This window comes from Dactylosporangium thailandense (assembly GCF_059739745.1).
Genome location: NZ_AP029195.1, coordinates 4,999,976 through 5,026,347, shown reverse-complemented (window position 1 = coordinate 5,026,347; position 26,372 = coordinate 4,999,976). Strand labels below are relative to the sequence as shown.

Below are 26,372 nucleotides of genomic sequence, written 5' to 3'. Positions count from 1 at the left end.
CGTGCCCGCCAAGACCGTGCTGGTCGTCGACGACTCGGCACTGATGCGCAAGATGCTCAAGCAGATGCTCCTCGACGCCGGCGGCTTCGAGGTGCACACCGCACGCAACGGGGTCGACGCGCTCGAACAGATCGAGCGCGTCGAGCCCGACGTGGTGACGCTCGACATCAACATGCCGGAGATGGACGGGCTGACCTGCCTGTCCGAGATCATGCGCCAGCGGCCCCGCCCGGTGGTCATGGTGTCGTCGCTGACCGAGCACAACGCGCTGGTCACGCTCGAGGCGCTGGAGCTCGGCGCGGTGGACTACGTGCCCAAGCCGGGCGGCACGGTCTCGCTCAACCTCGGCGACGTGCAGCAGGAGCTCGTCGGCAAGATCACGGCGGCGGCGAGCGCGCGGCCCAGCCGGGCGCACCATCTCGGCCGGCGACTGCAGGCCCAGCGGGAGCGCGCCGCCACCGCGCCGCCGCCACCGCAGGCGCGGACGGCACGGGCCGAGCTCATCGTCATCGGCTCGTCGACGGGCGGCCCGGCGCTGCTGTCGGAGCTGCTGCCGCGGCTGCCCGGGAGCCTCCCGGCCCCCGTCGTCGTCGCCCAGCACATTCCGGCGAGCTTCACCGCGCCGCTGGCCCGCCGCCTCGACGAGGTCTGCCAGCTGCGCGTGCACGAGGTCGACCGGATCATCCCGGTCCGGCCCGGCAACATCTACATCGGCCGCGGCAACGCCGACGTGCTGGTGGCCCGGCGCACCGACGGCCTCGTGGTGAAGTCGGTGCCCGAGAGCTCCGACTACCGCTGGCACCCCAGCGTCGACCGGCTGGTCGCCTCCGCGCGGCGCAGCTGCGATCCGGCCCGCCTGATCTGCGCCCTGCTCACCGGCATGGGCGACGACGGCGCGGCCGAGATGGCCGCCGTCAAGCAGGCCGGCGGCCGCACCATCGCCGAGGCCGAGGAGACGGCCGTCGTCTGGGGCATGCCGGGGGAGCTGGTGCGCCGGGGCGGGGCCACCGAGACCCTGCCGGCGCACGCCATCGTCGAGCGCATCGTCGCCTGGGCCGGCTGAACACCCGGAGGGGGACCAACCATGGGACTGGTACGACGCCAGGCCGCCGACGCACCGCCTCCGGCCGAGGAGGGCACGGCGCGGCAGCGCCTCGAGGACGCCGATCCGGAGCGCCGCCGCCGCGCGGCGCTCGACCTGGAGGGCGACGCCGTGGCGGCGCCGGCGCTGCTGGCCCGGGTCCCGGCCGAGCCCGACCCCGCGGTCCGCGACGCCGTGCTGACCACCCTCGCCGCGCTCGACCACGCCGACGTCGCGGCGGGGCTCGCCCCGCACCTGCGCAGCGACGACGCGGCCCTGCGCACCGCGGTCGCCGGCGCGCTGGCCGCGATGCCGGCCTCGGTGCCGGCGCTGCTGCCCACGCTGCTGGCCGACCCGGATCACGACGTGCGCATCATGACCGCGATGATCCTGGCCGACCTGCCGCACCCGGGCGCCGCCGAGTGGCTCGCCGAGATCGTCGCGGCCGACCCCCACCCCAACGTCGCGGCCGCCGCGATCGACGCCCTGCTGCCGATGGCCGGCCCGGAGCACGCCGACGTGCTGCGCGCCGCCCGGGACCGGTTCCCGGACGATCCGTTCCTGCGCTTCACCGTCGACGCCGCGCTGCCCGACCTGCAAGAGGCCGGCACATGACCAGCACAGCCACGGAGCCGTTCCGGCTCAGCGACGCCGAGTTCGAGCGCTTCCGGGAGTACTTCTACAAGCGCACCGGCATCCAGTTCACGCCGGGCAAGCGGTACTTCGTGGACAAGCGGATCGAGGCCTGCGTGCGCGCCTCCGGCCACGGCACCTTCGGCGCCTGGTTCGGCGCGCTGCGCGTGGGCGACCGGCCGCAGCTGCTGCAGGAGCTGACCAATCAGCTCACCGTCAACGAGACCTACTTCCTGCGCGAGGACTACCAGTTCGACGCGCTGCTCGACCCGGTGCTGCCGCGGGTGCTGGCCGAGCACACCCGGGCGGGCCGGCCGAGCGGTCCGGTGAAGATCCTGTCGCTGCCGTGCTCGACCGGCGAGGAGCCGTACTCCATCGCCATCCGCCTGCTGGAGGAGTGGCCGCAGATCGACCGGGTCGACGTGGAGATCCACGCCGCGGACATCGACAGCGACGTGCTCGACCGCGCCCGGCACGGCAGCTACGGCGCCCGATCGCTGCAGCGGGTGCCCAAGCCCTGGCTCGAGCGGCACTTCCACGCCGCCGGGGCCGGGCGCTACCAGATCGACGAGGGAATCCGCGGCGCGGTGACGTTCCACCGCGTGAACGTGTGCGACACCCAGGCGATGCGCAAGTTCATGGACTTCGACGTGGTGTTCTGCCGCAACGTGCTCATCTACTTCGACGAGCTGTCCAGCCGCCGGGCGGCCGAGAACCTCTTCGGGGTGATGCGCCCGGGCGGGTACCTCTTCCTGGGCCACGCGGAGTCGATGAGCCGCATCTCGCCGATCTTCGTCCCCGAGCGACTGCCGCAGGGCATCGCCTACCAGCGACCGACTGGAGCCCGCCCATGACCGAGACCGAGGGGGCCCGCGTGCTGGTGGTCGACGACGCCGCCACGGTCCGGATGTACCACAGCCGGCTCCTGCTCGACGCCGGCTTCCGCGTCGAGCAGGCCGCGAACGGGCTCGAGGCGGTGGAGGCGGCGCTGGTCGACCCGTTCGACCTGTTCTTCGTCGACGTCAACATGCCCCGGATGGACGGCTACGCCTGCGTCGAGGCGCTGCGGGGCGATACCGTCACCACCTCCGCGCCGATCGTCATGATCAGCACCGAGGACCGGCCCGGCGACGCCGAGCGCGCCTACCGCGCCGGGGCGAACCTCTACCTGGTCAAGCCGGTCGACGCCGAACGGCTGGTGCGGGTCGCCACCATGCTCGCCGGTGCGCCGGCCGAGGCGGGCGAGCGATGAACCCACTGCTCGCCCAGTTCCTCGCCGAGGCCGACGACCTGCTCAACCAGGTCGGTGAGGGCCTGCTGCAGCTGGAGCTGGACCCGGGCGACGCCCAGCGCATCAACGAGGTGTTCCGGGCCGCCCACACCCTCAAGGGCTCCTCCGGCCTGTTCGAGTTCCCCGAGCTGACCGCGCTCACGCACGCCGCCGAGGACCTGCTCGACGCGGTCCGCGCCGGCCGCCTGGCGCTGGACTCCGCGCTGACCGACGACCTGCTCGCCGCGTTCGACCTGATCCGCGGCTGGCTGGCCCACGTCACCGTCACCGAGCGGCTGCCCGGCACCGCCCACGACGACGCCGCGGTGCTCATCGTCCGGCTGCGCGCGCCGATCGGCGGCGCGACCGGGCCGGCCGCCGGGCCGGCCGCCGGGCCGGCCCGGGCCGCCACGGTCGCCGACCACGCGCCCGAGTGGGTGGCCGAGCTCGGGGCCCCGGTCGTCGCGGAGCTCACCGAGTGGCTGCAGACCACGTCCGCGGCCCTGCGCTTCGTGCGCTACCGGCCGGACGAGGGCTGCTTCTTCCGCGGCGAGGACCCGCTGCTGTTCGTGCGGCAGGTCCCGGCCCTGGCCCACCTGGCGGTGGTGCGCCCCGACGCCTGGCCGGTCCCGGACGAGTACGACGAGTACGCGTGCCGGCTCGGCTTCGTCCTGGCCACCCGCGCCTCGGTCGCCGAGCTCGAGTACGTGCTGCGCTACGTCGCCGAGCAGGTCGAGATCGTCGAGCTGGACGCGGCGGCGCTGCGCACGCCGGCCCCACCGCCCGGGGAACCCGCGACCGCCGGGCCGGCCGGACCGCTCGCCGGCGAGCACCCCGAGACCGCCGCCGACGCCCTGGGCGTGCTCGAGGCCGCGATGACCGCCCTCGTGCCCGCCGACGGCCCCTCGCCGGCCGGCGCCCACCTGCAGTCGATCGCCCGGGTGGTCGCCGGCGCGGCCCGGGCCCTCGGCGCCGCCGTCGACCTCGACGACGCCGGCGCCCCCGAGCTCGCCGCCATCGTGCGCGGGCTCGTCGACCGGCTCCGGCTGGCGGCCGCGCCGGGCGGCGGTGACGAGCGCCCCGTCCCGGCCGAGCGGCGCGTGGGGGAGCCGGACCGGCGCGCGGCGGAGCCCGAGGCCGGCCCGGTCGGCTCCCGGGTGCTCAAGGTCGACCAGGCGAAGGTCGACCGGCTCATGGAGCTCGTCGGAGAGCTCAACGTGGCCAAGAACGGTCTGACGTACCTCGCCGAGTCGGCCGAGGAGGAGTTCGGCAACCGGGCCCTCGGCCGGCGGATCAAGGACCAGTACGCCGGACTGCACCGCATCGCCGAGGAGCTGCAGGCGGCCGTCATGGACGTCCGGATGCTCCCGTTGTCGGTGTCCTTCTCCCGGTTCCCGCGGCTCGTGCGCGACCTCGGCCGGCGCCTCGGCAAGCGCATCGAGCTCGTCACCGAGGGCGAGGACACGATGGCCGACAAGGACGTCATCGAGGCCCTGGGCGACCCGCTGGTACACCTGGTGCGCAACAGCCTCGACCACGGCATCGAGCCGCCCGAGGAGCGCACGCTCGCGGGCAAGCCGCCCCAGGCCTCCATCACGCTGTCCGCCGTCGCCGACGGGGACGCCGTCGTGGTGGAGGTCGCCGACGACGGCCGCGGCATCGACCCCGCGCGCATCCGGCAGAAGGCGTACGAGCGCGGGCTCATCGGCGAGGAGCAGCTGGAGGTCATGCCGGACGGCGACGCCGTGAACCTGATCTTCCAGCCGGGCTTCTCCACCGCCGACGAGGTCTCCGACCTGTCCGGCCGCGGGGTCGGGATGGACGCCGTGCGGGCCAGCGTCGAGCGGCTCGGCGGGACGGTGACGATGCGCTCGCAGCCGGGGTCGGGCACCGTCACCCGGCTGCGGCTGCCCCTGTCGATGGCCGTCACCCAGGTCATGGTGATCAGCGTCGCCGGGCAGCGCTTCGGGGTGCCCGTCGACCTCGTCGTGGAGACCGTCCGGGTGCCGGCCGCCGACGTCGGCCGGGTGCTGCACCAGGACGTGGTCGTGCTGCGCGACGAGGTCGTGCCGGTCGTGGACCTCGCCGACGCCCTCGGCCTGCCCCGGGAGCACGATCCCGAGGGCGACCGGGCCGTGCTCGTCGTCAACGTCGGCGGCGACAAGGCCGGCCTGCTCGTCGAGCGCTTCCACCGCGAGGTCGACGTCATCCTCAAGCCGATGGAGGGGCTGCTCGGCGGCGCCGCGCACTTCGTCGGGACCGCGCTGCTCGGCGACGGGCTGGTGCTGCTGGTACTGAACCTCAAGGAGGTGCTCAGCCTTGGTGCTCGAGTTGCATGAGCGCACCGCCGTGCTCAGCTCGGCGGTGACGGTCGAGGAGGTAGAGGAGTTCGTCGCCTGGCTGCGCCGCACGCCCCGGGCCCGGGTCAACCTGCGCAACTGCAACCATCTCCATACCGCGGCTTTCCAGGCGATCCTCGCGTTCCGGCCGAAGATAAGCGCGGCACCGGTGGACGCGTTCCTCGCCACGCAGCTCCTGCCGGTGCTGAGCCCGCACAAATCCTTCGCCGCCCCCGAGGAGACCCACGATGACGACCGTGATGCTGGTTGACGACTCCGCCACCATGCTGATGAGCCTCAAGACCATCCTGACCAAGGCCGGCTACCAGGTCGAGACCGCCGGCCACGGCCGCGAGGCGCTGGACAAGCTCAACACCGGCCTGCGCCCCAACCTCATCATCAGCGATGTCAACATGCCGCACATGGACGGCATCTCCTTCACCCGTGAGGCGCGCAAGGCGGCCGGCCTGCGCTTCACGCCGATCCTCATGCTCACCACCGAGTCGGAGCAGGCCAAGCGAACCGAGGCGAAGACCGCCGGGGCCACCGGCTGGCTGGTCAAGCCGGTCGCCCCGGACCAGCTGCTCGGGGTCATCAAGCAGGTCGTGCCCGGCTCGTGACCGGGCCGGCATGACGTCCGCCAAGGGAGTGCTCACGTGACATCGCTGCGGGACCGGCTCATCGCCAGGCGCCCCGCCGACGACCGCGCCGGCGACCACGAAGTCCGGCACGTCGCCGGCACCGCGCTGGCGCCACTGCCGGCGTACTGCGACGTGATCAACGCCCACCTCGACGACGTCGTCGGCCACACCGCCGAGGCCGCCGAGTCCATCGTCGCGCAGCTGGTGCGCGTCGACGATCTGGCGGAGCAGACGGCCGGCAAGGTCGGCGGCCTGGCCGAGGCGCTGGAACAGACCCGGCGCCAGGTCGGCGAGGCCGGTGAGGCCAACGCCCGGCTGGTCGACCGGCTCGTGCGGTACTTCATCGAGCGCGACCGCCAGGTGCGCAATCTCGTCGAGCAGATGCGCGACCTGCGCAGCCACGTCGTGGCCATCGAGGAGGTCGCGCGGGCCACGAACATCCTCGCCCTCAACGCCATGATCGAGGCGGTGCGCGCCGGCGAGGCGGGTCAGGGCTTCGCCGTCGTCGCCGACGAGGTCCGCAAGCTGGCCGAGCGCTCCGCGGGGGCGGCCGGCGGCATCGGGGTGAGCCTCTCCGACCTCACCGCCCGCCTCGACGCGGTGCTGGAGGACGACAGCGGCTTCGACCGGGTCGCCGACGCGCCGGCCGAGAGCACCGGGGCGACGAGCGCCATCGCCCGCCGCCTGGCCGAGATCGCCGCGGCGCAGCGGGGCGTCGCCGCCATGATGGAGCGGGCCCTCAACGACACCGTGCAGGCCGCCGACCAGGTCCGCTACAGCTCCGACGCGCTGACCGCCGAGACCACCGGCGCCGTCGGGCACGTGCAGTTCCAGGACATCAGCCGCCAGATGATCGAGCACGTGGCCGGAGCCGTGGCCGACGTGCGGCGGGCCGCCGACGACGTGCATCGGTACCTCAACGACGAGCTGCCCGCCCAGGAGGTGCTCGGCCACGTCGTCGACGTCGACGACCTGCGGCACCGGCACGTCATGGCCCAGCAGCGCTCGACGCACGGCGCCGCGGTGGGCGGCGCCGCACACGACGCGGACGCGGCACCCGCCGCGATCGAGCTGTTCTGAGCCGCCGCTACGGCGTCAGGATCTCGTGCCAGTCGCGGATCTCGTAGGCGGCGACCACGCCGTGCACCACGAACGGGTCGCCGGCCACGAACTCCTCGGCGCTCTCGCGCGTGCGGAAGACGGCCATCGAGCCCTGGGCCTGCGGGTCGCCGAACGTGCCGACCATGAGCAGGTCGCCGCGCGCGTGGAAGGCGTCGAGGCGCTGCTTGTGCGCCGGGAAGTGCGCGGGCGCCGTGGCGGCCACGTCCGGCGCCGAGGTGTAGAGCACGACGTACTTCACGCCGCCACCCCCAGCCGCGCCGCGTAGGCGTCCAGCGTGCCGGTCCAGGCGCCCGGCTCTTCGAACGTCGCGCGCATCGCGGCCGCGTCGGCGCCGTAGGCCTCGAGGCCGCGGTGCTCGAGCCGGACCCGGGTCCGCCGCTCGGCCTCGGCCACGAACAAGACCTCGATCGTCGTCACGAGATCGTCGTGGTACTTCCAGTCGGCCCCGATCTGCCAGGTCACCTCGAACCGGCCGGGCGGCTCCCACGCCGTGACGACGCCGGTCGACGTCTGGGAGCCGTCCTGGTGTCTGGTGTACCAGCGGCCGCCGACCCGCGGCTCGATGACGACCTCCTCGATCGGCGCCGACCCGATGTGGTGCCGGGCCGGCCACCAGGAGGTCATGTCCGCCGTGAACACCTCGAACGCCCGCTGGGCGCTGACGCCGACGACGATCTCGCGCCGGATGGGCTGGACGGTCCGCAGCATGTCAGTGCTCCTCCTCCTCGATGGCGAGCCGGTCGCCGAACGCCCGCAGGGCCCGCGCCCACACGCCGTCCAGGTGCGCCCGCAGCAGCGCGAGGCCCTCGGGGTCGGCCTGGTACAGCCTCCGCGTGCCCTCCTGCCGGTCGAGCACGAGCCCGACGTCCTTGAGCACCCTGAGGTGCTGGGACACCGCGGGGCGGCTGATCGGCAGCGCGTCCGCGAGCTGGCCGACCGGCATCGGCCCGTGCGAGAGCCGGTCGAGGATCGACTGGCGCATCGGGTCGCCGAGCGCGGTGAGCATCGCCGTTATGTTCGTCATGGCGAACGGTAAGCTACCACTTACCGAATTGGCCGGTCAAACCCCGTTGCGCCCGGGTGCCCGGCCGGGGCACGATGTGCCCGCACACCCGGTGCGCAGGCAACCGTTACTTCCGCTGCTAACGGGGAGACGCGGGTTCGAATCCCGCCACCGCCCTCGGGCGGTGTCGACCAGCGGCCCAGGTCACCTAGGCCGAAAGGCCAGTCACGGCTGCCGCTTCGACCTCGGGGGTGCACCCGGCGGTGCGGTGTAGCGTGACACCGTTACCCTCGCCGGGGGGCGACAAGGAGCCGCCCACCTGGAGGAATACGAACATGAATGCCAGCCGTCGGGTGCTGCTCGCGGTTCTCGTGTCCAGCTCGCTCGCGTTCACCGCGGCCTGCAGCGACGACAAGGCCGACAAGAGCGACAAGGGCGGCACTCCCGCGGCGAGCGCCAACGCGGCGGCGGAGAACGCGAAGGACCCGCGCGCCGCGCTGACCGACGCGTTCAACAAGCTCGCGGGCGGCCCGGCGGGCTACACGACGTCGATCCAGACCCCCGGCAACGCGGGCAGCAAGCTGACCGGCTCGACCGACCCGTCGAAGAAGTCCCACACCGCGAAGATGACGGTGACGTCGGCCGAGCTGCAGACCAACGCCGAGGTCATCATCGTCGGCACCGACCTCTACGTGAAGATCAGCCGCCAGGTCCCCAACGTCGACCCGAAGAAGTGGATGCACGTCGACGGGGCGAAGACCTCGCTGGCCAAGCTCGGCCTGGGCAACCCGGAGGACCCGGCCAACGTGAAGGGCTTCGCCGACGCGATCGTGTCGGCCGAGCGGACCGGGACGGACGCGTACAAGGGCACGTTCGACCTGACCAAGCACCCGCTCCCGACGCTGACGACCGAGATGGTCAAGCAGATGGGCGACGCCGCGAAGTCCGTGCCCTTCGAGGCGACCGTCAAGGACGGCTACCTGGCCACGCTGTCGTTCAAGACCCCGGCCGTGGGCCGCCAGGTCCCGCCCGTGACGTCCTCGACGACCTTCAGCGACTTCGGCAAGGCCGTGAAGATCGCCAAGCCGGCCGCGAACGAGACCCAGGCCGCCCCGGCGTCGTTCCTGTCGCAGTTCGCCGGATAGCCGGCGCACGCCGTAGCGCGCCGCGGCCCGGCACCTGCGGCGCTCCTGACGCCGGGCGGGCCACATGCCGCAGGGCCGAAGCATGTGAGATGCACGGATGGCTGTCTACATCGCCCACGGCGGCAAGGACACTAGCGTCAAGAAGTCCGTGAACGACGACCTGGCGACCTACTTCCGCGACTTCGGCGCCTCCGTCCGCTACGACACCGCCACGCCCGCCGGGCACGCCTGGGTCACGCCGTACGGCCCCGTCGCGTGCGCGTCGACCGCCTCGCCGTACCTCAACGCCTGCGGCACCGACCCGCAGCGCGACCTGCTCGGCAAGCTGTTCGGCACGGTGGCCGGGCCGAACACCGGCCCGCTGCGCGGCACGCTGGTCAAGTTCGGGCAGAGCGCGTACGCGGTCAACGGCTACGCGCCCGGGCTGAGCATGGACGCGTCCGGCTTCGCGTACGTGCCCGTGTCCTGCGCGGCCGGTCAGAGCTGCCGGCTGCTGGTGGCCCTGCACGGGTGCGTGCAGGGGTACGGCGCGGTCGGCACGGCGTTCCTGGACCGGGCGAACCTGAACCAGTACGCCGACACGAACAACACCATCGTGCTGTACCCGCAGGCGGCGGCCTCCGGCGTGAACCCGAACGGCTGCTGGGACTGGTGGGGCTACCTCGGCGCCACGAACTACCCGATCAAGGGCGGCGCCCAGCTCGAGACCATCATGAACATGGTGCGCCAGCTCGGCGGCTGACCGCCGGGCCGGCTCACCGAGTCGGCGACCCGGTGCGGCCGGCGTCGAGCGCGATGCCGTAGTTCTGGCCCTTCTTGCGCACGACCCAGGTGCCGGAGACCTTGCCGAGCCGCACCGTCACCAGCGGCAGCATCGCCGTGAGATCGGAGATGAACATCGGGTAGTGGTGCCCGTGCTCGTCCCGCCAGATCAGGTACTTCGCGGACCGCCCGGTCCGCATCGAGTCCACGGTCAGCGTCGCGCGGAACGGGTCGTTCGGGCGCATGGTGTACGGCACGCTGCGCTCGCCGTCGAGGTACGAGTAGCCGAACCGCTCGTCGACGTAGAACAGGAGGTTCCCGCGCTCGTCGTACGGCACCTCGGTGATGGAGCTCTTGCTTGCTGGCACGGCGGGGAAGCCTACCCGGGCCCCGCCGCCGGGCATTCGGCTGGTTCTCAGGTTCCGCCGGGCACGATGTGGCCGGTCGTCCGAAGATGACCGTCACGTGGCGAAAGGACCATCCGCATGGATCGGCGGACCCTCCTGCTCGCGGCCGGCGCCGCGGCCCTGAGCGGCTGCGGCGGCCCCGACCCCGGCCCGGCGGCGGCGCCGGCCCCGGGGCCCAGCGGCCAGGGGAGTGCGAGCGGCCCGGCCCCGAGCGCCGCCGGCCGCCCGTCGCCGAAGGCCCTGCCCGCCGAGGTCGGCAGCGGGCCCCGGGACGTGCCCGCGGTCGCGCTGACGTTTCACGGGCAGGGTGAGCCGGGGGTGGTCGGCGGGCTGCTCGACGCGCTGGCCGCCGAGCACGTCAAGGTCACCGTCCTGGCCGTCGGGGCGTGGGTGCGCCAGCAGCCCGGGCTGGCCCGCCGGGTGCTCGCCGACGGCCACGAGCTCGGCAACCACACCCTGAACCACGCGGACATCAAGGCGATGAGCGACGACCGGGCGTACGCCGAAATCTCCGGCTGCGCGGAGGCCCTGCGCGAGGTCAGCGGCTCGATCGGGCGCTGGTTCCGGCCCTCGCAGACGCAGCACAGCACCCCGCGGATCCAGGCCCAGGCCGAGCGGGCGGGATACGCCACCTGCCTGTCGTACGACGTCGACTCCCTCGACTACACGGACCCCGGCGCGGACAAGGTCGTGCGGACCACCCTCGACAACGTGCGCAACGGCTCGATCGTCAGCCTGCACTTCGGGCACGCGGGCACGGTCACCGCGATCCCGAAGCTCCTTGCCGGCCTGCGCGAACGCGGCCTGCGCCCGGTCACGGCCACGGAGCTGCTCGCATGACCGCCCGTCTCGTCACCGGCCGCATCGTCGCCGTTTCGGTACTGCTCGGAGCCCTCGTCGCCGCCTGTACCTCGACCAAGGGCCAGAGCGAGCATCCGGCCGGCCCCGGCGACGACAACGCCCCCGCCAACATGGCCGGCATGCCCGGCATGAGCGGCGGCCCGCAGCCCAGCGGCAGCGCCGCCACCAGCCCGGGCCCCGGCCTGCCGGGCATGCCGCCGCTGCTCGACCCGCACGACGTCTACGCCGCCGACCGCCCCAACGCGTTCGCCGAGCGGGTCCGCAACGACCCGGCCCGCATCTACGTGCCCAACCTCGGCAGCAACACCGTGTCGGTCATCGACCCGGCGACGTTCAAGGTCACCCAGACCGTCAAGGTCGGCGGTGGCCCGCAGCACGTGGTCCCGTCGTGGGACCTGCGCACCCTGTGGGTCAACGACAACACCGGCAACTCGCTCGTGCCGATCGACCCGGCGACGGGCACGTTCGGCAAGGCGATCCCGGTCGACGACCCGTACAACCTGTACTTCACCCCGGACGGCAAGTACGCGATGGTCATGTCCGAGGCGCGGCACAAGATCGTGTTCCGCGACCCGCACACGATGGCGATCGTGCGCGAGCTGACCGTGAACTGCTCGGGCGTCAACCACGCCGACTTCTCGCCCGACGGCCGCTACTTCATCGCCACGTGCGAGTTCTCCGGCGACCTGATCAAGGTCGACGTCGCCAGGCAGGAGGTCATCGGCCAGCTGCACCTGCCCGGCGACCACGCCATGCCGCAGGACGTCAAGATCTCGCCGGACGGCGGCACCTGGTACGTCGCCGACATGCACACCTCCGGCGTGTGGATCCTCGACGGCGACCAGTTCAAGGTGCGCACCTTCCTGGCCACCGGCGCCGGCGCGCACGGGCTGTACGTGAGCCGCGACTCGAAGTACCTCTACATCGCCAACCGCGGCGAGGGCTCCGTCTCGCTGCTGGACTTCGCGACGGGGACGCTGGCCGCGAAGTGGAAGATCCCGGGCGGGGGCAGCCCCGACATGGGCGGCGTGTCGGCCGACGGCACCGTGCTGTGGCTGTCGGGCCGGTACAACGGCGAGGTCTACGCGATGTCCACCACCGACGGCCACCTGCTGGCGAGGATCAAGGTCGGCACCCAGCCGCACGGCCTGTGCATCTGGCCCCAGCCCGGCCGCTACTCCCTGGGGCACACCGGCATCCTGCGCTGACCCGTCCGTCCGGCGGACCGCTGAGGTCAGACGTGCGGGAGCAGGTCCTGGTGGCCGACGACGCCGAGGAGCTCGAGCTGCTCGGCGGCGTCGGTGCCGACCGCCGGGGCGAACCACAGCAGGCGCTGGCGGCCGTCCTCGGAGAACAGGTTCAGGCAGTTGACCTCGATGGTGCCGAGCGTGGCGTGGACGATCCGCTTGCGCTCGTCACGGCGCACCGCGACCTCCCGCTGCTGCCACCGTTCGGCGAACTCGGGCGAGCGGTCCAGCAGCGCGGCCACCAGGTCCTGGGCCTCCCGGTCGCGGCTGTCCCGCCGGGCCACGGCCGCGCGCAGGTCGGCGGTGAACGAGCGGGACTGGTAGTCGTGGTCCTGCTGCGGGTACAACTCCCGGGAAACCGGATCCGTGAACCACCGGAACACGAAGCTGCGGCTCGGGCCCTCGAAGTGCAGCTGATCGCCCAGCAGCGCCGTCGCGAGGCGGTTCTGCACGAGGGTGACGTGCAGGTCCGTGATGACCTGCGCGGGTGTGGTGGTGAGCCGGTCGAGCAGGTCGAGCATGCCCGGGTGCACGTGGGAGGCGGGGCCGCCCGGCACCGGGATCGGGCGCCCGGCGAGGTGGTACAGGTGGTCGCGCTCGTCGATCGTCAGCCGCAGCGCCCGCGCCAGGGCGGCGAGCATCTGCTCCGAGGGCTGGGCGCCGGCGCCGCGTTCGAGCTCGATGTAGTACTCCACGGAGGCCCCGGCCAGCAGCGCCACCTCGTCGCGGCGCAGCCCCGGCACCCGCCGCCGCGGCCCGGCCGGCAGCCCGACGTCGGCGGGGCGGATGCGATCACGGCGCGACCTGAGGAACGCGCCCAGCTCGGCCAGGTCCATGACTCCAGTGTCTCCCGCGGACCGGCCGCGAGACAGGGGATGGCGTCCCCCCGGTAGACGCCGTCTGTATCCCGGCCCGCCCGGCGCCCACAGTGGTGCCCATGACCACTACGACAACCGGCCGCGTCGCCGTCGTCACCGGCGGCTCCCGCGGCATCGGCCGGGCGGCGGCCGTCCGCCTCGCCGCCGACGGGCTGAAGATCGTCGTCGCCTACGCCGGCAACCACGCCGAGGCCGCGACGACCGTCAAGGAGATCGAGGCGGCCGGCGGCGAGGCGATCGCCGTGCAGGCCGACGTCGCCGACGAGACCGCCGTGGCGACGCTGTTCGACCGGGCCGAGGCGGCCTTCGGCGGCGTGGACGTCGTCGTGCACGCCGCCGGCCGCATGCACCTGCAGACCATCGCCGAGCTCGACCTCGCCGAGTTCGACCGGCTGCACCGCACCAACGTCCGCGGCACCGTGGTCGTCGACCAGCAGGCCGCGCGCCGCGTCCGTCCTGGCGGCGCGATCATCCAGTTCTCGACGTCCATCGTCGGGTTGCAGTTTCCGTCGTACGGCCCATACGCCGCGACCAAGGGCGCCGTCGAGGCGATGACGCTGATCCTGGCCCGGGAGCTGCGCGGCCGCGACGTCACCGTGAACACCGTCGCGCCCGGCCCGACCGCGACCGCCCTGTTCCTCGACGGCAAGGACGAGGCCACGATCCAGCGACTCGCCCAGCAGCCGCCGCTGGAGCGCCTCGGCACGCCCGAGGACATCGCCGCCGTCGTGGCGTTCCTCGCCTCGTCGGCCGGCCACTGGGTCAACGGCCAGACCATCCGCGCCAACGGCGGCATCGTCTAAAGGAGATTTCATGCCATTCGCGAACTTCAAGGTGCCGGCGGGCACGTTGTCCGACGAGCAGAAGCAGCACATCGTGAACACCGCGACGGACCTGTTCGTCCAGCTGTACGGCGAGATCGCCCGCCCGAACACCCTGATCCTCGTCGACGAGGTACCCGACGGCGGCTGGGGCATCGGCGGCCGGGTCCTGACCGCGGCAATGATCAACGGCGACGCGCCCTGATCCAATCGCGCGCGGCGACGGCGTCCGGCCGCTGGTGACGGCCGCGGCCCCAGAAGCTCTGCGACAGTGCGTGATCGTGATTCGGTCCACCGCCGACCCGCCGCGCACGGTCGGCGGCCGAACAGGGCGTTTCAGCGGCGCGAGGCTGACCAGCCCTACCGGTCGTGGGAACCGCCCTCGATGACGCTCTGTGCCCCGGCTGCACGCATCATCCAAGTCAGGGTGCCGACAGCCGTAGGGTCCTCGAACACTTCGACTTCAATCCAGAATTCGGAATCATCGTTGGTCCCGCCGTTCCACCAGCGCCACGGGCGCTGCGGGTCGGATGAGTCGTCAAACCATGCGATCCAGTTGGCGAAGGTCCACGGCTGCTCGGCTTGGTAGCGGAGCTTTCCCGCTTCGTCGAGTGCCCTCCAAGCCTGTAGCTCTTCTTCGGCCTGGGCCATGGACATCTCCGGGGCGCAGGCACGCACGAACCAGTCCGGTGTGTGGGCCTTCCAGTCCTCGACGCTGACTGGTAGCGCATCGCGCGGCGGGATCCAGTGCGTGACCGCGATCAGCAACTCCTTACAGCGACCAAGTGAAGCCTGTGAGTGACTCTCGGTCCTGCCGGTGAAGCGTCGGAGCGCGCCCTCTGGATTTCCTTGGGGACCTCGGAAGATGCGGACTCCCTCGACCGTGCGCGTCATGCATCCATTCTCACAGGACGACAAGGCGAGACGAGCGAGTGCCGACCGGGCAGCAGATCCGAACGCCCGGCCATCGGCACGGCAGAACGCCTCGGCCTCGCTGGGCCGGGTCACCGCCGCTGACGTAGGTAGGCCGCGGCGGCTGATGCAGCCCGTGCGTGAGGCGGTGCTGCCCCTGGACGCGACCGAGCTGCAGGTGTCGCTGCTCGCGGCGGTGCCCGGGCCCGCCGCGCAGGACTGGCAGGAGCGCTCGCGCCTACCTTGGAGCCAGGGCCTTGGCCGGGGTCAGCACCTCCACGCCGTTCGCCTTGAGGGCGTCCCGCAGGTCGGACGGCGGCGCGGTGTCGGTGATCAGGTAGTCGGCGGCCGCGAGCTCCGACACCTGGGCGAACAGGCGGCGGCCGAACTTGGAGGAGTCGGCGAGGATCGCCACGCGGGCCGCGCGGGAGATCATCTCCTGCATCATCGCGGCCTCGGCGAGGTTGCTTGTCGTGTAGCCGGCGTCCGCGGCGACCGCGCCGACGCCGATCAGCGCCAGATCGCAGCTGATGTCCAGCTCGGCGCCGGCGGTCGCGCGGAAGCTGACGGGGCCGATCGTGGCGAGGGTGAGCGCGCGCACCGCGCCGCCGAAGACGTAGATGTCGCGGATCGCCGTGGACGGGAGCGCACCCGGCACCAGCAGGTTGTTCGTCGCCACCGTCAGGTCGCGGTGCTGGACGAGGTTGCGGGCGAGCGCGAGCGTCGTCGTCCCGCCGTTGATCATGATGGTCGAGCCGTCCTGGACCAGCCCCGCGGCCAGCGCCGCGATCTTCTCCTTCTCCTGCTCCTGCACGGTGAGCCGCTGGTCGACGGTGCGGTCGACGCGCGAGACCGTGGACAGGCTGACGGCGCCGCCGTACGTGCGCACGAGGATCCCGTCGGCAGACAGCTGGTCGAGATCGCGCCGCACGGTGTCAATGGAGACGCCGAAGCGCTCGGCCAGCTCGCCCACCGTGACCTGACCCGCGTCGGCGACGTACGCGGCCAGCTGAGCCTTGCGCCCCGCAGGTAGATGACGCTGCCGCTCGTCCTTGCCAACGCTCACAGTTCCCCCCTCGTCAGTGCGGGAGTATGCCACATCTGCGGGTCTACTGAGGACATCCGTGCACGGACCCGCGAAGACCCGCAAGGACGGGCAGATCCGGCCAAACCCGGGTGCTGTCTGGGAAAAGTGCAGCCAGAAGCGCGGTTGCCGAGTGCCAGTTTCTGCCTCATGGCGCAATAGTCTGCCATAGTTCGCAGCTTCCTGCGGTTCTTCTCTTGTCCTGATCTGTAACACGCTGCTAACGTGACGCCAACGCGGCATAGAACAGAAGGAACTCGATATAGGAGGAGCGCGCCATGGTGATACGCACATCCCGGCTGAAGCGGGCGTTAGGAGCGGTGACGGCGGCCGCGCTGGTGGCGTTCGTGGGGGCGTGTGGCTCGAGCAACTCGAGCGACACCGCCTCGGATGGCAACGTGACGCTGGAGTTCGCCCAGTGGTGGGGGGCCGAGCTTCCGTCCGGTGAGTTTGACAAGATCATCAATGACTTCACGGCGCAGAACCCGAACATCCACATCAAGCTGCTGAGCGCTCCGTACGCCTCGACGAAGCAGCAGCTGATCACCGGCGCCGCGTCCAAGACCCTCCCCGACGTCGTGGGCCTGGACGGCGCCTGGGTCAACGACTTCGCCAAGCAGGGCGCGATCGCCGACATGTCGAAGCTGATGTCGGACTCGAACTACGACGCCAGCCAGCTCGCCAGCCAGGTGCAGGTCAAGGGCAAGACCTACATGATCCCGGTGGTCAACTTCGTCTACCCGCTCTTCGTCAACAAAGACCTGCTGACCAAGGCCGGCGTCGCCACCGTGCCCGCCACGCGCACCGAGTTCCTCGACGCCGCGAAGAAGATCAGCGCGACCGGCGGCGACGTGAAGGGCTGGGCGCTCCCGCTCGACACGGCCGTGCCCAACGGCATCCAGAACGACGTCATGTCCTGGCTCTGGGCCTCCGGCGGCAGCATGCTCAAGGACGGCAAGCCCGATCTGACCAGCGCGCAGGTCAAGAGCACGGTCAACTACGTGAAGAGCCTGAACGACGCGGGCGTCATCGCCCCGGGCTCGCTCACCATGAAAGAGCAGGACAAGGTCGAGAAGTTCACCAACGGCCAGGTCGGCATGATGATCGACTCGCTCGCGCACATCAACCTGATCAAGAAGAACAAGCCGGACCTGAAGTTCGAGGTTGCGCCCCTGCCGGCCGAGGACGGCTACACCGGCAAGCGCGGCATCCCGTACGCCTCGTGGGGCATCGGCGTCTCCAACTCCACCAAGCACAAGGCCGAGGCGTTCAAGTTCGTCTCGTACCTGATGAGCAAGGAGACCAACGCGAAGCTGAGCACGATCGCGAACGGTTTCCCGGGCAACAAGAACGCCACGCCCGACTTCAGCAACAGTGACCCGATGTTCAAGACGGCCTTCGACATCTACCAGCAGGGCTACCCGGCCAACGAGTTCGTCGGCCTGCCCAAGTCCGAGGACCTGATGCGCACCTTCGACGAGCAGCTCCAGCTCGTGCTGACCGGCAAGTCGACTGTCGACGAGGCGCTGAACAAGTCGCAGCAGTCCTGGTCCTCAGTGATCGAGTAGCCCGCCCGGGCGCCGCGCCGGTCCGCCGGCGCGGCGCCTGTTCTAGGAGACAGCGATGACATCCATGACGGCACCGAAAACTGCGGCGCCCAGCAAGGAGCAGGTCTCGCCCGGCCGGAAGCGCTCCGCGATGGCCCGGCGCCTGATCCCGTACGGCTATCTGACTCCCACGGCGCTGTTGATCGTGGTTTTGATGGTGGTCCCCATCGTCATGGTGATCAGTTACTCGTTCCGGGACAACGTGATCATCCAGGACGACTCGGTGCTCACCGGGTTCGCCAACTACACCAAGGTGCTCACCGACCCGGACTTCCTGACGGCGCTGAAGAACACCGCCATCTTCATCACCGTCAGCGCCGTGGCCCACCTGGTCCTCGGCCTGGGCTTCGCGATGATGCTCAACACCCAGCTGCTGGGTGGCGTCGCCAAGGCCATCTTCCGGATCGTCTACATCCTGCCCTGGCTGTTCACGATCGCGGTGATCGCCGTCATCTGGCGGCTGCTGCTCGACCCGTCCGGCGTGATCAACTACGTGCTGCACACGCTGGGCGTCATCCAGCACGGCGTGGACTGGCTCGGCAGCCCGACCAGGGCGCTCTGGGCGGTCACCTTCGTCAACGTCTGGTCCGGCTACCCGTTCTTCATGATCAGCCTGCTCGCCGGGCTGCAGGGCATCCCCGGCGAGCTCTACGAGGCGGCCGCCGTGGACGGGACCAACTGGTGGCAGCGCTTCGTGCACGTGACGCTGCCGCAGCTGCGGCCGGTGATCATCAGCATGGCGGTGCTCGACCTGATCTGGACGTCCCAGCAGTTCGCGCTGATCTGGATGATGACCGGCGGCGGGCCGCTGCACGCCACCGAGATGCTCAGCACCTACACCTACAAGCAGGCCTTCAGCGAGTACGAGTTCTCGACCGCGTCCGCCGCCGCCGTGATCGTGCTGTTGCTGACGATGGTCCTGGCCTTCTTCTATGTGCGCCAGCAAAGGGAGCGGTGAGACGCGTGGCCATGAACGTCAAGACCCGTCGCACCCTCGCCAAGGCCGGCGTCATCGTCGGGCTCGTCCTCGGCGGGCTGTTCGCCGGTCTGCCGGTCCTGTGGATGCTCTCGACCTCGTTCAAGAGCAACGGTGAGGTGTTCCAGAATCCGCCGCAGCTGATCACCAAGAGCTTCTCGCTCGACGCCTACCGGGAGATTCTGGGCAACGGCGCTCAGCTGCGCTTCTTCCTCAACAGCTACATCGTCGCCTTCGCGGTGACCATCCTGACGCTGCTGGTGGCCCTCCTGGCCGGGTTCGCGTTCAGCCGCTACTCGTTCCCGTTCCAGAAGACCATCAACGCCGTGATCGTGAGCGTCCAGGCCGTGCCGCCGATCACGCTCGTCATTCCGTACTTCGGGCTCGTCGTCGGGCTCGGCCTGTACAACACGTATCCCGGCCTGATCCTCACGCACATGGTGTTCACGCTGCCGTACGCGATCATCATGATCACGGCGTACTTCAACACGATGCCCCGGGCGCTGGACGAGTCCGTCAAGGTCGACGGCGGCACCAGCTGGACCGCGCTGTGGCGGATCCTGGTGCCGATCTCGGTGCCCGGCCTGATCGCGGTCGGCGTCTACACGTTCATGATCTCGTGGAACGAGTATCTGTTCGCGCTCACACTGACCCGCACGGACAACATGCGCACCGTGCCGATCGGCATCCAGATGCTCATGGGCCAGCACTCGTACGAGTGGAACCAGATGATGGCGATGAGCATCCTCGGGTCGATTCCGGTCCTCGTCCTCTTCCTGCTGTTCCAGCGGCGGTTCATCGGCGGGCTCACCGCCGGCGCCGTCAAGGCCTGAAACACCGGCAACACAAAAGGAGAAAGACAGAACATGCTGACCACCGGCAAGGCGATCCTGGACGTCGCCAACGAGCACAGCTTCGCCGTGCCCGCCTTCAACATCAGCGACTGGGCGATGTTCCGGGGCATCGTGGAGATCAGCGAGGAGACCAACGCCCCGCTCATCGTCGGGATCCACCCCGACGAGGTTCGGCACATCGGCCGCGAGATGATCGCGGGCATCATCGAGCGGTCGCACAACTCCAGCGTCCCGATCGCGATCCACTGGGACCACGGCGCCACCTACGAGCAGGTCCTGCAGGCGGTCCAGTACGGCTTCACGTCCGTGATGATCGACGCCTCGCTGAAGCCGTTCGAGGAGAACATCGCGATCACCAAGAAGGTGACCGACTCCGCGCACGTCATCGGCGTGTCCGTGGAGGGCGAGCTCGGCACGATCGGCGGGAACGACGCCTACGCCGAGGGCGGCGCCGCCGAGATCATCTACACCGACCCGGACGACGCGGTCACGTTCGTCGCGCAGACCGGCGTGGACAGCCTCGCCGTCGCGATCGGCACGTTCCACGGCATGTACCCGGCCCACCTCAAGCCGGAGCTGAAGCTCGACCTGCTCAAGGAGATCAAGAGCAAGGTCGGCATCCCGTTGGTGCTGCACGGCGGCTCGGGCAACCCGGACGACGAGATCCGCGAGGCCGCGCGGATCGGCATCAACAAGATCAACATCTCCACCGACATCAAGGTCGCCTACCACGACAAGATGCGCGAGGTGCTGGGCAGCGACAAGAAGGTGCGCGAGCCGAACGCCATCCAGCCCGCCTGCATCGACGCCATGAAGGTCGTCGCCGCCCAGAAGATCGAGCTGTTCGGCGCCGCCGGCAAGGCCTCGCTCTACTGACATGGCAGACGCGTCCCGTGTAGTCCTGGGCCTCGGCGGTTGCGTCGACTACGAGTTGAAGCTGACCGCCGATGTCCTGGAAGAGCTAGTCGCCGAGTACGGCCTCGTCGCCGCGCAACTGACGTCGCCGGCCGCCGTGACCAGTGAGCGGGACCTCCTGGTGTCGATCCTCGGATACGTGGCCCGGGGCGCGGGCGGCGAGCACTTCGTCGCCTCCGCCCCGGCGCTGTCGGCCTTCGCGAACAGGTTTCCGCATCGGGAGACCCTGGGCGGCACATCGGTGCGAGCCGGGATCCTGATGAGCCGGCTCGGTGTGCCGTCGACGCTGCACCTGGTCAGCGTCAACGACACCTTCCGCCGGCTGCTGCCGGCGGACAGCGAATACATCACCAGCGGCAGCGGGGACACCTTCTATCCGCACCTGATCGTTCAGTACGACAAGGGCCTGCGGGTCCGGGCGAACGACATCGACATCGTCGCGCCGTTCCCCAACCGCCTGATCTACGTCAACGACCCGGCGAACAGCACCATGCTGCTCACCGATGGTCTCGGCGACCGGCTGGGCCGGGCGGAGGTCTTCCTGATCTCCGGGTTCAACGCCATGCGCGACGAGGCGGAGCTCGACGAGCGGCTCGCCTCCCTCAAGGAGCACATGCGGCGCCTGCCGCCCGGTGCGGTGACGTACTTCGAGGACGCGGCATACCACGAGCCCGCCTTCAGCCGCCGGGTCCGGGAGGCGCTGCTGCCCGAGATCGACGTGTACGGCATGAACGAGGACGAGCTGCAGTCGTACCTCGGGCGCCAGGTCGACCTGCTGTCGGCCGAGGACGTCGCGGATGCGCTCACTGCGGTGCACAGGCTCATCTCGGTGCCTACGCTGGTACTGCACACGAAGTACTGGGCCCTGGCGCTCGGCCCCGGCGAGTACGCCGGCGCCCTCGACAACGGCACGCTCATGGCCGCCACCCGCTACTGCCACGGCGACGACTTCACCGACGAGGACGTCGAGCGCCTGCGCCGGCAGCCGCGGCGGCCCGAGTCCGTCGTCTTCGCGGCGGCGCTGCGCGCGCGGATGGGCGAGACCGTCGACTGCGTTCCCGGCTTCGAGCTCGACGTCCAGAACCCCACCACCGTCGGACTCGGCGACACGTTCGTCGGCGGCTTCCTCGCCGAGCTGGCTCTGAAGGGACACCGATGACCGTCGAGACACTGTTCGCCAACCAGCCCGAGACGTTCTACCGCGGCGCCGGCCGCATCGCCGAGTTCCGCAACGTTCCGGCGCTGCCCGACCGCCCCGAGGACTGGGTGGGCTCGGTGACCAGCCGGTTCGGGCTCGCCCCGTCCGGGCTCTCCACCCTCGCCGACGGCCGCCTCCTGGCCGAGGCCATCGCCGCGGACCCGCGCTGGTGGCTCGGCCCGCAGCGCGCCGACACCGGCGTGCTGGTGAAGCTGCTCGACGCGGGCCAGCGGCTGCCGCTGCACGTGCACCCGGACCGCGGCTTCGCCAACGCGCACCTCGCCACGCCCTACGGCAAGACCGAGGCCTGGGTGATCGTCTCCGCGCGCCCCGACGCCTACGTCCACCTGGGCTTCGCCCGCGACGTGGATGCCGCCGAGCTGGCCGGCTGGGTGCGGGGGCAGAAGACCGAGGAGATGCTCGCCGCCACCAACAAGGTCCCGGTCGCGACCGGCGACGCGATCCTCTGCCCGGCCGGCGTGCCGCACGCGATCGGCGACGGCATCCTGCTGGTCGAGGTCCAGGAGCCGACCGACTTCTCGGTCCTGCTGGAGTACGAGGGCTTCGGCACCGCCGACGGCCACCTCGGCCTCGGCTACGACCTGGCCCTGCAGTGCGTCGACCGCGGCGCCTGGACGCCGTCGCGCCTCGACGGGCTCCGCGGCACCGCGACCCGGCTCCTGCCCGAGGCCGCCGACGAGTTCTTCGCCGCCCGCCGCCTGCGCGGCGGCGACCGCGTGGCACAAGGCTTCAGCGTGCTGGTCGTGGTCTCCGGCGAGGGCAGGCTGACCGGCGAGCAGGACGACCTGCCGGTGCGGCGAGGAGACACGCTGCTGGTGCCCTACGCCGCCGGCCCGCTCCTGCTGGAGGGCCCGGTCGAGGTCATCCGCCTCTCGGCGTCCGCCTGACCGCCGCGCCTCTCGTCGCTGCGCGACCACCGGGACCGCGCAGCGCGACTGTTCGCCGATGCAACGACGGTCCTGGGGCGGGCGTTGCGGAGACGCCGGTGCTGCCATGCGTGCGGGATCGGTCGATCGGTCAGGGTTGAGAGGTTACGGCATCGATCGATGGATTGTTCGGCGCGCCGAGTGGGGTGTGGCCGCTATGGTCGCCCGCATGCCTTTCGTCCGATTAGCCCGGAACGCGGTGTCGCGTTGGCGGCGAGTGTCGATCCTCGCCGGGGTGCTCGCGGTGTTGTGCGCGGTCCCCGCCGCCGCGGCGATGGTCTCCGGCACGGCGCTCCCGGCGCCCTCGTTTGACGGGCCCGTCTACGCCGTCGCCTACCGCGGCACGACCGTGTACGTCGGCGGTGCCTTCACCGCCGCGGTCGTCGACGGCCACCGCGTGCCCCGCCAGCGCCTGGCCGCGTTCGACGCCCGCACCGGAGCGCTGCTCGGCTGGGCGCCGGCCGCCGACGCCACGGTCCGGGCGCTCGCCGTGGCCGGCAGCACCGTCTACGCGGCGGGGGAGTTCGGCACCGTCGGCGGCGCGGCCCGCTCGCGGCTCGCCGGGCTCGATGCCGAGAACGGCGCGGTCACCGCGTTCCAGCACCGCGTCGCCGGGCAGGTGGCGACGCTCGCGTCCGGGCACGACAGGCTGTACGTCGGCGGAAACTTCTCCACCGTCGACGGGGTCAAGCACGCGAACCTCGCGGCGTTCACGCTCGCCGACGGCGCCCTCGACAACGGGTGGGCCGCGGGCAGCGACGAAGGCGTCACCGGGATCGCCGTCACGAGCGGCCGGGTGTACGCCGGCGGCGGCTTCCACCGCGTCAACGGGCAGTCCGCGCTGCGCCTGGCCGCGCTCGATCCGGCCACCGGGAAGCTCGACCGCGGGTTCCGCCCCAACCCTCCGGCGATCGTGCTCGCTGTCGCCGCCAGCGACGGCACCGAGCCCGGCTCCACGGCGCTGGTCGCGGTCGCGATGGGCGGGCAGGGCGGCCGCGCCGCGGGGTACACGCTCGCCGGTGCCCAGCGCTGGCAGCGGGTCTTCGACGGTGACGCGCAGGCGGTCGCGGTCCTCGACGGGATCACGTACGTCGGCGGGCACTTCGACTCGGCCTGCACGACCACGCGCAACCAGGCGCGCGGCGTGTGCAGCGACCGCTCGGTGAAGCGGGTCAAGCTCGCCGCGATCAGCTCCTCCGGCCAGCTCACGAGCTGGGCGCCGCAGGCCAACGGCATCGTCGGGGTGCGCAGCCTGGCCGCGAGCCCGCTCACCGGCACCGTCACCGCGGGCGGGGAGTTCACGACCATCGGCGGCATCGTGCAGAAGCGGGTCGCCGTGTTCGGATAGGCCGCAACCCGACCGCTGCTCGTCATACCTGATGCAGACTGGGCCGATGGGATTCTTCGACCAGCGGCCCGAGCCGGAGCCCGTGCGCGAGGCGGCCCCGGTGCCGTGGGCGCGGCCCGAGACCGTCCTGCCCGGCATCGCCTCGGACACGGTGATCCTCGCCCGCACCGACGACGTCGTGCTCGCCCTCAGCGAGCTGCGCGCCTACCCGAACGGCTTCCAGCTCGTGTTCACGGCCGTCGTGCGGGAGCCGCTGCGCCGGTCGGGGTTCGGTTCCAACGGGTTCCTGCGCCGGTACGAGCCCGGGCCGGTGCCGGACACGTTCCTGCGGTTCGGGATGCGCTTCGCCGACGGCACGGTGCTGACCAACCTCGACGCCGACCCGGGCGACCCGGGCGAGGTCCGGCCGCGGCTGATGCCGGAGGGCGGGCACGGGGGCCGGCGCCGATATGAGCAGTCGTACTGGGTGAGCCCCCTACCCCCGCCCGGCCGCCTCGACGTGGTCGTCGAGTGGCCCGCGCTCGGCATCGCGGAGACGACCGTCGAGCTCGGCGCCGCCGTCGTGCTCGATGCCGCTCAGCGCGCGGAGGCGCTGTTCGGCCCATAGACTCGGCTCTGTGGATCACGTCTGCGTGGTGTACAACGCGCGCTCGGGTGCGCAACTGGACCGGGACCGGCTCGCGCGGCTGTTCGAACGCCGGGGCGTGAAGGCGCAGTTCCGCGCGTTCGACCCGGACTCGCTCACCACCGACGTGCGCGAACTGCTCGCCGCCGGCCCCGACGCGCTGCTCGTCGCCGGCGGGGACGGGTCCGTGCGGGCGGTGGCCGAGCGCATGCTCGGCAGCGAGGTCCCGCTGGGCATCGTGCCGGGCGGGACGATGAACGTGCTGGCGCGCGATCTCGGCGTACCGAACGATCTCGACGAGGCCGTGGACGCCCTGCTGTCCGCCTCCGTCGCGTGGATCGACGTGGCGACCGTGAACGACCAGATCTTCCTGTGCAGCTCGATGCTGGCGCTCATGCCGCACCTCGGCCGGCTGCGCGAACGTGCACGCAGCTCCGCGCGCGGGCGGCTCGGGCTGCTCCGCAACGGGCTGCGCATCCTGCGGCGGTACCCGCGCATGCGGCTCACCATCGTGGTCGACGGGCAGGAGCACCAGGCCCGCACGCGCGCGGTCGTCGTGTCGTGCAACCCCCTGGCCGCCGGACCGGCGCCGCTGCCCGGCCGCGACCGGCTCGACGCCGGGACGCTCGCCGTCTACGTCACGCACGACCGCACCCGCTGGGACCTGCTCACGGTCGCCGCCCGGCTGTTCGACGGCAGCTGGCAGCGCGACGCGCGCATTCGCACGTACGAGGGCACGAGCGTGCGGATCCGGACGTCGGCGCTGCGGTACCTGAGCGTCATGAGCGACGGCGAGATCGCGCAGCTCGGCGTGCCGCTGCGCTACGAGATCCGGCCGCGCGCGCTGGCGGTGCTCGCCCCGTGACCGTGCGCATCGCGCAGATCTCCGACCTGCACTTCGGTCGCGACGTGCCCGACGTCGTCGCCAGGCTGCTCGGCGAGCTGCGCGAGGTCGCACCGACGCTGGTGGCGGTCTGCGGCGATCTGACGCAGACGGCCCGGGCGGCCCAGTTCGAGGCGGCCCGCGCGTTCCTGGACGCGCTGCCGGCGCCGTCACTGGTGGTACCGGGAAATCATGACCTGCCCGGATGGCGGGTGTGGTCCCGGTTCACGCGGCCGTGGCGGCGCTGGCGTTCGCACATCGGCACCGACCCGCACGGTGCCGTGACGCACACCGCGCCGGGTCTGGTCGCCGTCGGGGTGAACACCGCCCGCGCATGGACCCCGCACACCGACTGGTCCCGCGGCCGGATCGACCGGGCCCAGGTGGCCGCGATCCTCGCCGCGTTCGACGCCGCCCCCGAGGACGCGCTGCGCGTCGTGCTCACGCACCACCCGTTCCTGCTGACCGGGCCGGGCCGGCGCCGCGGGCTCGTCGGGCGCTCGGCCCCGGCGTTGCGCCGCCTGCGCCGCCGCGCCGATCTGCTGCTCGGCGGCCACATCCACCTGGCGTACTCCGGGCTCGTCGACGGCCTGGTCGTGGCGCAGTCGGGCACGGCGGTGTCCAACCGGCTCAAGGGCGAGCCGAACTCGTACAACCTGATCGAGGCGGACGGCGACCGCCTCACGGTGGCGAACCGCCGCTGGGACGGCCGCCGCTTCGCCACCCACGAGAGCGCCGCCTACGTCCGGGACGGCCGCGAATGGAGTGCCGCCGGCCCATGATCGGGTAAGGTCGTCGCCGGAGTGCCGGGAA

General features: G+C 71.5%; 31 protein-coding genes. 24 read left to right on the top strand and 7 right to left on the bottom strand.

Translation table 11 applies throughout. The features are described from left to right. The first annotated feature begins 1 nt into the window (after nt 1). The 8 genes from cheB to AC6JBM_RS21805 are packed head-to-tail and all read left to right on the top strand — an operon-like array spanning nt 2 to nt 7,044. Nucleotides 2-1,063, top strand: coding sequence for a chemotaxis-specific protein-glutamate methyltransferase CheB (gene cheB / locus AC6JBM_RS21840; RefSeq protein WP_497985423.1), 1,062 nt, complete (start codon nt 2-4; stop codon nt 1,061-1,063). Nucleotides 1,064-1,084: 21 nt separating this feature from the next. Further along, complete coding sequence (locus tag AC6JBM_RS21835) at nt 1,085-1,696, top strand: HEAT repeat domain-containing protein (protein ID WP_497985422.1); 612 nt, start codon at nt 1,085-1,087, stop codon at nt 1,694-1,696. Continuing rightward, nucleotides 1,693-2,568 carry a CheR family methyltransferase gene (locus AC6JBM_RS21830; protein WP_497985421.1) on the top strand — a complete coding sequence of 292 codons (876 nt, stop codon included), beginning with the start codon at nt 1,693-1,695 and terminating at the stop codon, nt 2,566-2,568. The genes AC6JBM_RS21835 and AC6JBM_RS21830 overlap by 4 nt, the downstream gene beginning before the upstream one ends. Then, complete coding sequence (locus AC6JBM_RS21825) at nt 2,565-2,966, top strand: response regulator (protein ID WP_497985420.1); 402 nt, start codon at nt 2,565-2,567, stop codon at nt 2,964-2,966. Before AC6JBM_RS21830 ends, AC6JBM_RS21825 begins: the two co-directional genes overlap by 4 nt. Beyond that, the gene (locus AC6JBM_RS21820) at nt 2,963-5,323 is read left to right on the top strand and encodes a chemotaxis protein CheA (protein WP_497985419.1); all 2,361 of its coding nucleotides are present in this window, start codon (nt 2,963-2,965) and stop codon (nt 5,321-5,323) included. Before AC6JBM_RS21825 ends, AC6JBM_RS21820 begins: the two co-directional genes overlap by 4 nt. Continuing rightward, on the top strand, nt 5,307-5,594 hold the full coding sequence (locus AC6JBM_RS21815; RefSeq protein WP_497986507.1) for a hypothetical protein: 288 nt from the start codon (nt 5,307-5,309) through the stop codon (nt 5,592-5,594). The genes AC6JBM_RS21820 and AC6JBM_RS21815 overlap by 17 nt, the downstream gene beginning before the upstream one ends. Continuing rightward, entirely contained in the window at nt 5,572-5,943 is a 372-nt protein-coding gene (locus AC6JBM_RS21810; RefSeq protein WP_497985418.1) for a response regulator, read from the top strand. Before AC6JBM_RS21815 ends, AC6JBM_RS21810 begins: the two co-directional genes overlap by 23 nt. 36 nt (nt 5,944-5,979) lie before the next feature. Beyond that, on the top strand, nt 5,980-7,044 hold the full coding sequence (locus AC6JBM_RS21805) for a methyl-accepting chemotaxis protein (protein WP_497985417.1): 1,065 nt from the start codon (nt 5,980-5,982) through the stop codon (nt 7,042-7,044). A gap of 7 nt (nt 7,045-7,051) precedes the next feature. On the opposite strand, the gene AC6JBM_RS21800 is transcribed toward AC6JBM_RS21805, so the two are convergent. The 3 genes from AC6JBM_RS21800 to AC6JBM_RS21790 are packed head-to-tail and all read right to left on the bottom strand — an operon-like array spanning nt 7,052 to nt 8,110. Then, nucleotides 7,052-7,324 carry a YciI family protein gene (locus AC6JBM_RS21800; RefSeq protein WP_350621582.1) on the bottom strand — a complete coding sequence of 91 codons (273 nt, stop codon included), beginning with the start codon at nt 7,322-7,324 and terminating at the stop codon, nt 7,052-7,054. Continuing rightward, nucleotides 7,321-7,794, bottom strand: coding sequence for an SRPBCC family protein (locus AC6JBM_RS21795; protein WP_497985416.1), 474 nt, complete (start codon nt 7,792-7,794; stop codon nt 7,321-7,323). The genes AC6JBM_RS21800 and AC6JBM_RS21795 overlap by 4 nt, the downstream gene beginning before the upstream one ends. Before the next feature lies 1 nt (nt 7,795). Next, nucleotides 7,796-8,110, bottom strand: a complete 315-nt coding sequence (locus AC6JBM_RS21790; protein ID WP_497985415.1) for an ArsR/SmtB family transcription factor — start codon at nt 8,108-8,110, stop codon at nt 7,796-7,798. A gap of 314 nt (nt 8,111-8,424) precedes the next feature. Here AC6JBM_RS21790 and AC6JBM_RS21785 point away from each other — a divergent pair, with 314 nt between their 5' ends. Together AC6JBM_RS21785 and AC6JBM_RS21780 are read left to right on the top strand one after the other, a co-directional pair. Next, the gene (locus AC6JBM_RS21785) at nt 8,425-9,234 is read left to right on the top strand and encodes a hypothetical protein (RefSeq protein WP_497985414.1); all 810 of its coding nucleotides are present in this window, start codon (nt 8,425-8,427) and stop codon (nt 9,232-9,234) included. A 97-nt stretch (nt 9,235-9,331) separates the two neighbouring features. Further along, a complete protein-coding gene (locus tag AC6JBM_RS21780) occupies nt 9,332-9,976 on the top strand; it encodes a hypothetical protein (protein ID WP_497985413.1) in 645 nt (214 codons plus the stop codon). Nucleotides 9,977-9,989: 13 nt separating this feature from the next. Here AC6JBM_RS21780 and AC6JBM_RS21775 read toward each other — a convergent pair whose 3' ends face one another. Further along, nucleotides 9,990-10,364, bottom strand: a complete 375-nt coding sequence (locus tag AC6JBM_RS21775; protein WP_497985412.1) for a hypothetical protein — start codon at nt 10,362-10,364, stop codon at nt 9,990-9,992. Between the two features lie 117 nt (nt 10,365-10,481). On the opposite strand from AC6JBM_RS21775, the gene AC6JBM_RS21770 reads away from it, so the two are divergent. Together AC6JBM_RS21770 and AC6JBM_RS21765 are read left to right on the top strand one after the other, a co-directional pair. Continuing rightward, the gene (locus AC6JBM_RS21770; protein WP_497985411.1) at nt 10,482-11,243 is read left to right on the top strand and encodes a polysaccharide deacetylase family protein; all 762 of its coding nucleotides are present in this window, start codon (nt 10,482-10,484) and stop codon (nt 11,241-11,243) included. After that, on the top strand, nt 11,240-12,472 hold the full coding sequence (locus AC6JBM_RS21765; RefSeq protein ID WP_497985410.1) for a YncE family protein: 1,233 nt from the start codon (nt 11,240-11,242) through the stop codon (nt 12,470-12,472). Before AC6JBM_RS21770 ends, AC6JBM_RS21765 begins: the two co-directional genes overlap by 4 nt. 26 nt (nt 12,473-12,498) lie before the next feature. Here the strand turns inward: AC6JBM_RS21765 and AC6JBM_RS21760 are convergent, their stop codons facing one another. Further along, entirely contained in the window at nt 12,499-13,347 is an 849-nt protein-coding gene (locus tag AC6JBM_RS21760; protein ID WP_497985409.1) for an MmyB family transcriptional regulator, read from the bottom strand. Between the two features lie 101 nt (nt 13,348-13,448). Between AC6JBM_RS21760 and AC6JBM_RS21755 the strand changes: the two genes are divergently transcribed. Both AC6JBM_RS21755 and AC6JBM_RS21750 read left to right on the top strand, forming a co-directional pair. Then, nucleotides 13,449-14,192 carry an SDR family oxidoreductase gene (locus AC6JBM_RS21755; RefSeq protein ID WP_497985408.1) on the top strand — a complete coding sequence of 248 codons (744 nt, stop codon included), beginning with the start codon at nt 13,449-13,451 and terminating at the stop codon, nt 14,190-14,192. Between the two features lie 10 nt (nt 14,193-14,202). After that, complete coding sequence (locus AC6JBM_RS21750) at nt 14,203-14,415, top strand: tautomerase family protein (protein ID WP_497985407.1); 213 nt, start codon at nt 14,203-14,205, stop codon at nt 14,413-14,415. A gap of 155 nt (nt 14,416-14,570) precedes the next feature. Here AC6JBM_RS21750 and AC6JBM_RS21745 read toward each other — a convergent pair whose 3' ends face one another. Then, nucleotides 14,571-15,104, bottom strand: coding sequence for a hypothetical protein (locus AC6JBM_RS21745; RefSeq protein WP_497985406.1), 534 nt, complete (start codon nt 15,102-15,104; stop codon nt 14,571-14,573). Nucleotides 15,105-15,360: 256 nt separating this feature from the next. Then, complete coding sequence (locus AC6JBM_RS21740; RefSeq protein WP_497985405.1) at nt 15,361-16,188, bottom strand: DeoR/GlpR family DNA-binding transcription regulator; 828 nt, start codon at nt 16,186-16,188, stop codon at nt 15,361-15,363. A 338-nt stretch (nt 16,189-16,526) separates the two neighbouring features. Here AC6JBM_RS21740 and AC6JBM_RS21735 point away from each other — a divergent pair, with 338 nt between their 5' ends. The 10 genes from AC6JBM_RS21735 to AC6JBM_RS21690 all read left to right on the top strand — a co-directional run bounded on the left by AC6JBM_RS21735 (nt 16,527) and on the right by AC6JBM_RS21690 (nt 26,341). Further along, entirely contained in the window at nt 16,527-17,774 is a 1,248-nt protein-coding gene (locus AC6JBM_RS21735; RefSeq protein WP_497985404.1) for an ABC transporter substrate-binding protein, read from the top strand. A gap of 64 nt (nt 17,775-17,838) precedes the next feature. Then, the gene (locus tag AC6JBM_RS21730; RefSeq protein WP_497985403.1) at nt 17,839-18,771 is read left to right on the top strand and encodes a carbohydrate ABC transporter permease; all 933 of its coding nucleotides are present in this window, start codon (nt 17,839-17,841) and stop codon (nt 18,769-18,771) included. 11 nt (nt 18,772-18,782) lie between these two features. Further along, complete coding sequence (locus tag AC6JBM_RS21725) at nt 18,783-19,622, top strand: carbohydrate ABC transporter permease (protein WP_497986506.1); 840 nt, start codon at nt 18,783-18,785, stop codon at nt 19,620-19,622. Between the two features lie 33 nt (nt 19,623-19,655). Beyond that, on the top strand, nt 19,656-20,519 hold the full coding sequence (locus AC6JBM_RS21720) for a ketose-bisphosphate aldolase (RefSeq protein ID WP_350621550.1): 864 nt from the start codon (nt 19,656-19,658) through the stop codon (nt 20,517-20,519). Between the two features lies 1 nt (nt 20,520). Beyond that, nucleotides 20,521-21,717: an ADP-dependent glucokinase/phosphofructokinase gene (locus AC6JBM_RS21715; RefSeq protein WP_497985402.1), complete on the top strand. Its 1,197-nt coding sequence runs from the start codon at nt 20,521-20,523 to the stop codon at nt 21,715-21,717. Then, the gene (locus AC6JBM_RS21710; protein ID WP_497985401.1) at nt 21,714-22,664 is read left to right on the top strand and encodes a class I mannose-6-phosphate isomerase; all 951 of its coding nucleotides are present in this window, start codon (nt 21,714-21,716) and stop codon (nt 22,662-22,664) included. Before AC6JBM_RS21715 ends, AC6JBM_RS21710 begins: the two co-directional genes overlap by 4 nt. A 208-nt stretch (nt 22,665-22,872) precedes the next feature. Next, nucleotides 22,873-24,051, top strand: a complete 1,179-nt coding sequence (locus AC6JBM_RS21705; RefSeq protein WP_497985400.1) for a PQQ-binding-like beta-propeller repeat protein — start codon at nt 22,873-22,875, stop codon at nt 24,049-24,051. Between the two features lie 46 nt (nt 24,052-24,097). Next, nucleotides 24,098-24,658, top strand: a complete 561-nt coding sequence (locus tag AC6JBM_RS21700; RefSeq protein ID WP_497985399.1) for a hypothetical protein — start codon at nt 24,098-24,100, stop codon at nt 24,656-24,658. Between the two features lie 10 nt (nt 24,659-24,668). Next, a complete protein-coding gene (locus tag AC6JBM_RS21695) occupies nt 24,669-25,541 on the top strand; it encodes a diacylglycerol/lipid kinase family protein (protein ID WP_497985398.1) in 873 nt (290 codons plus the stop codon). Beyond that, the gene (locus AC6JBM_RS21690; protein WP_497985397.1) at nt 25,538-26,341 is read left to right on the top strand and encodes a metallophosphoesterase family protein; all 804 of its coding nucleotides are present in this window, start codon (nt 25,538-25,540) and stop codon (nt 26,339-26,341) included. The genes AC6JBM_RS21695 and AC6JBM_RS21690 overlap by 4 nt, the downstream gene beginning before the upstream one ends. Nucleotides 26,342-26,372: the final 31 nt, after the last annotated feature.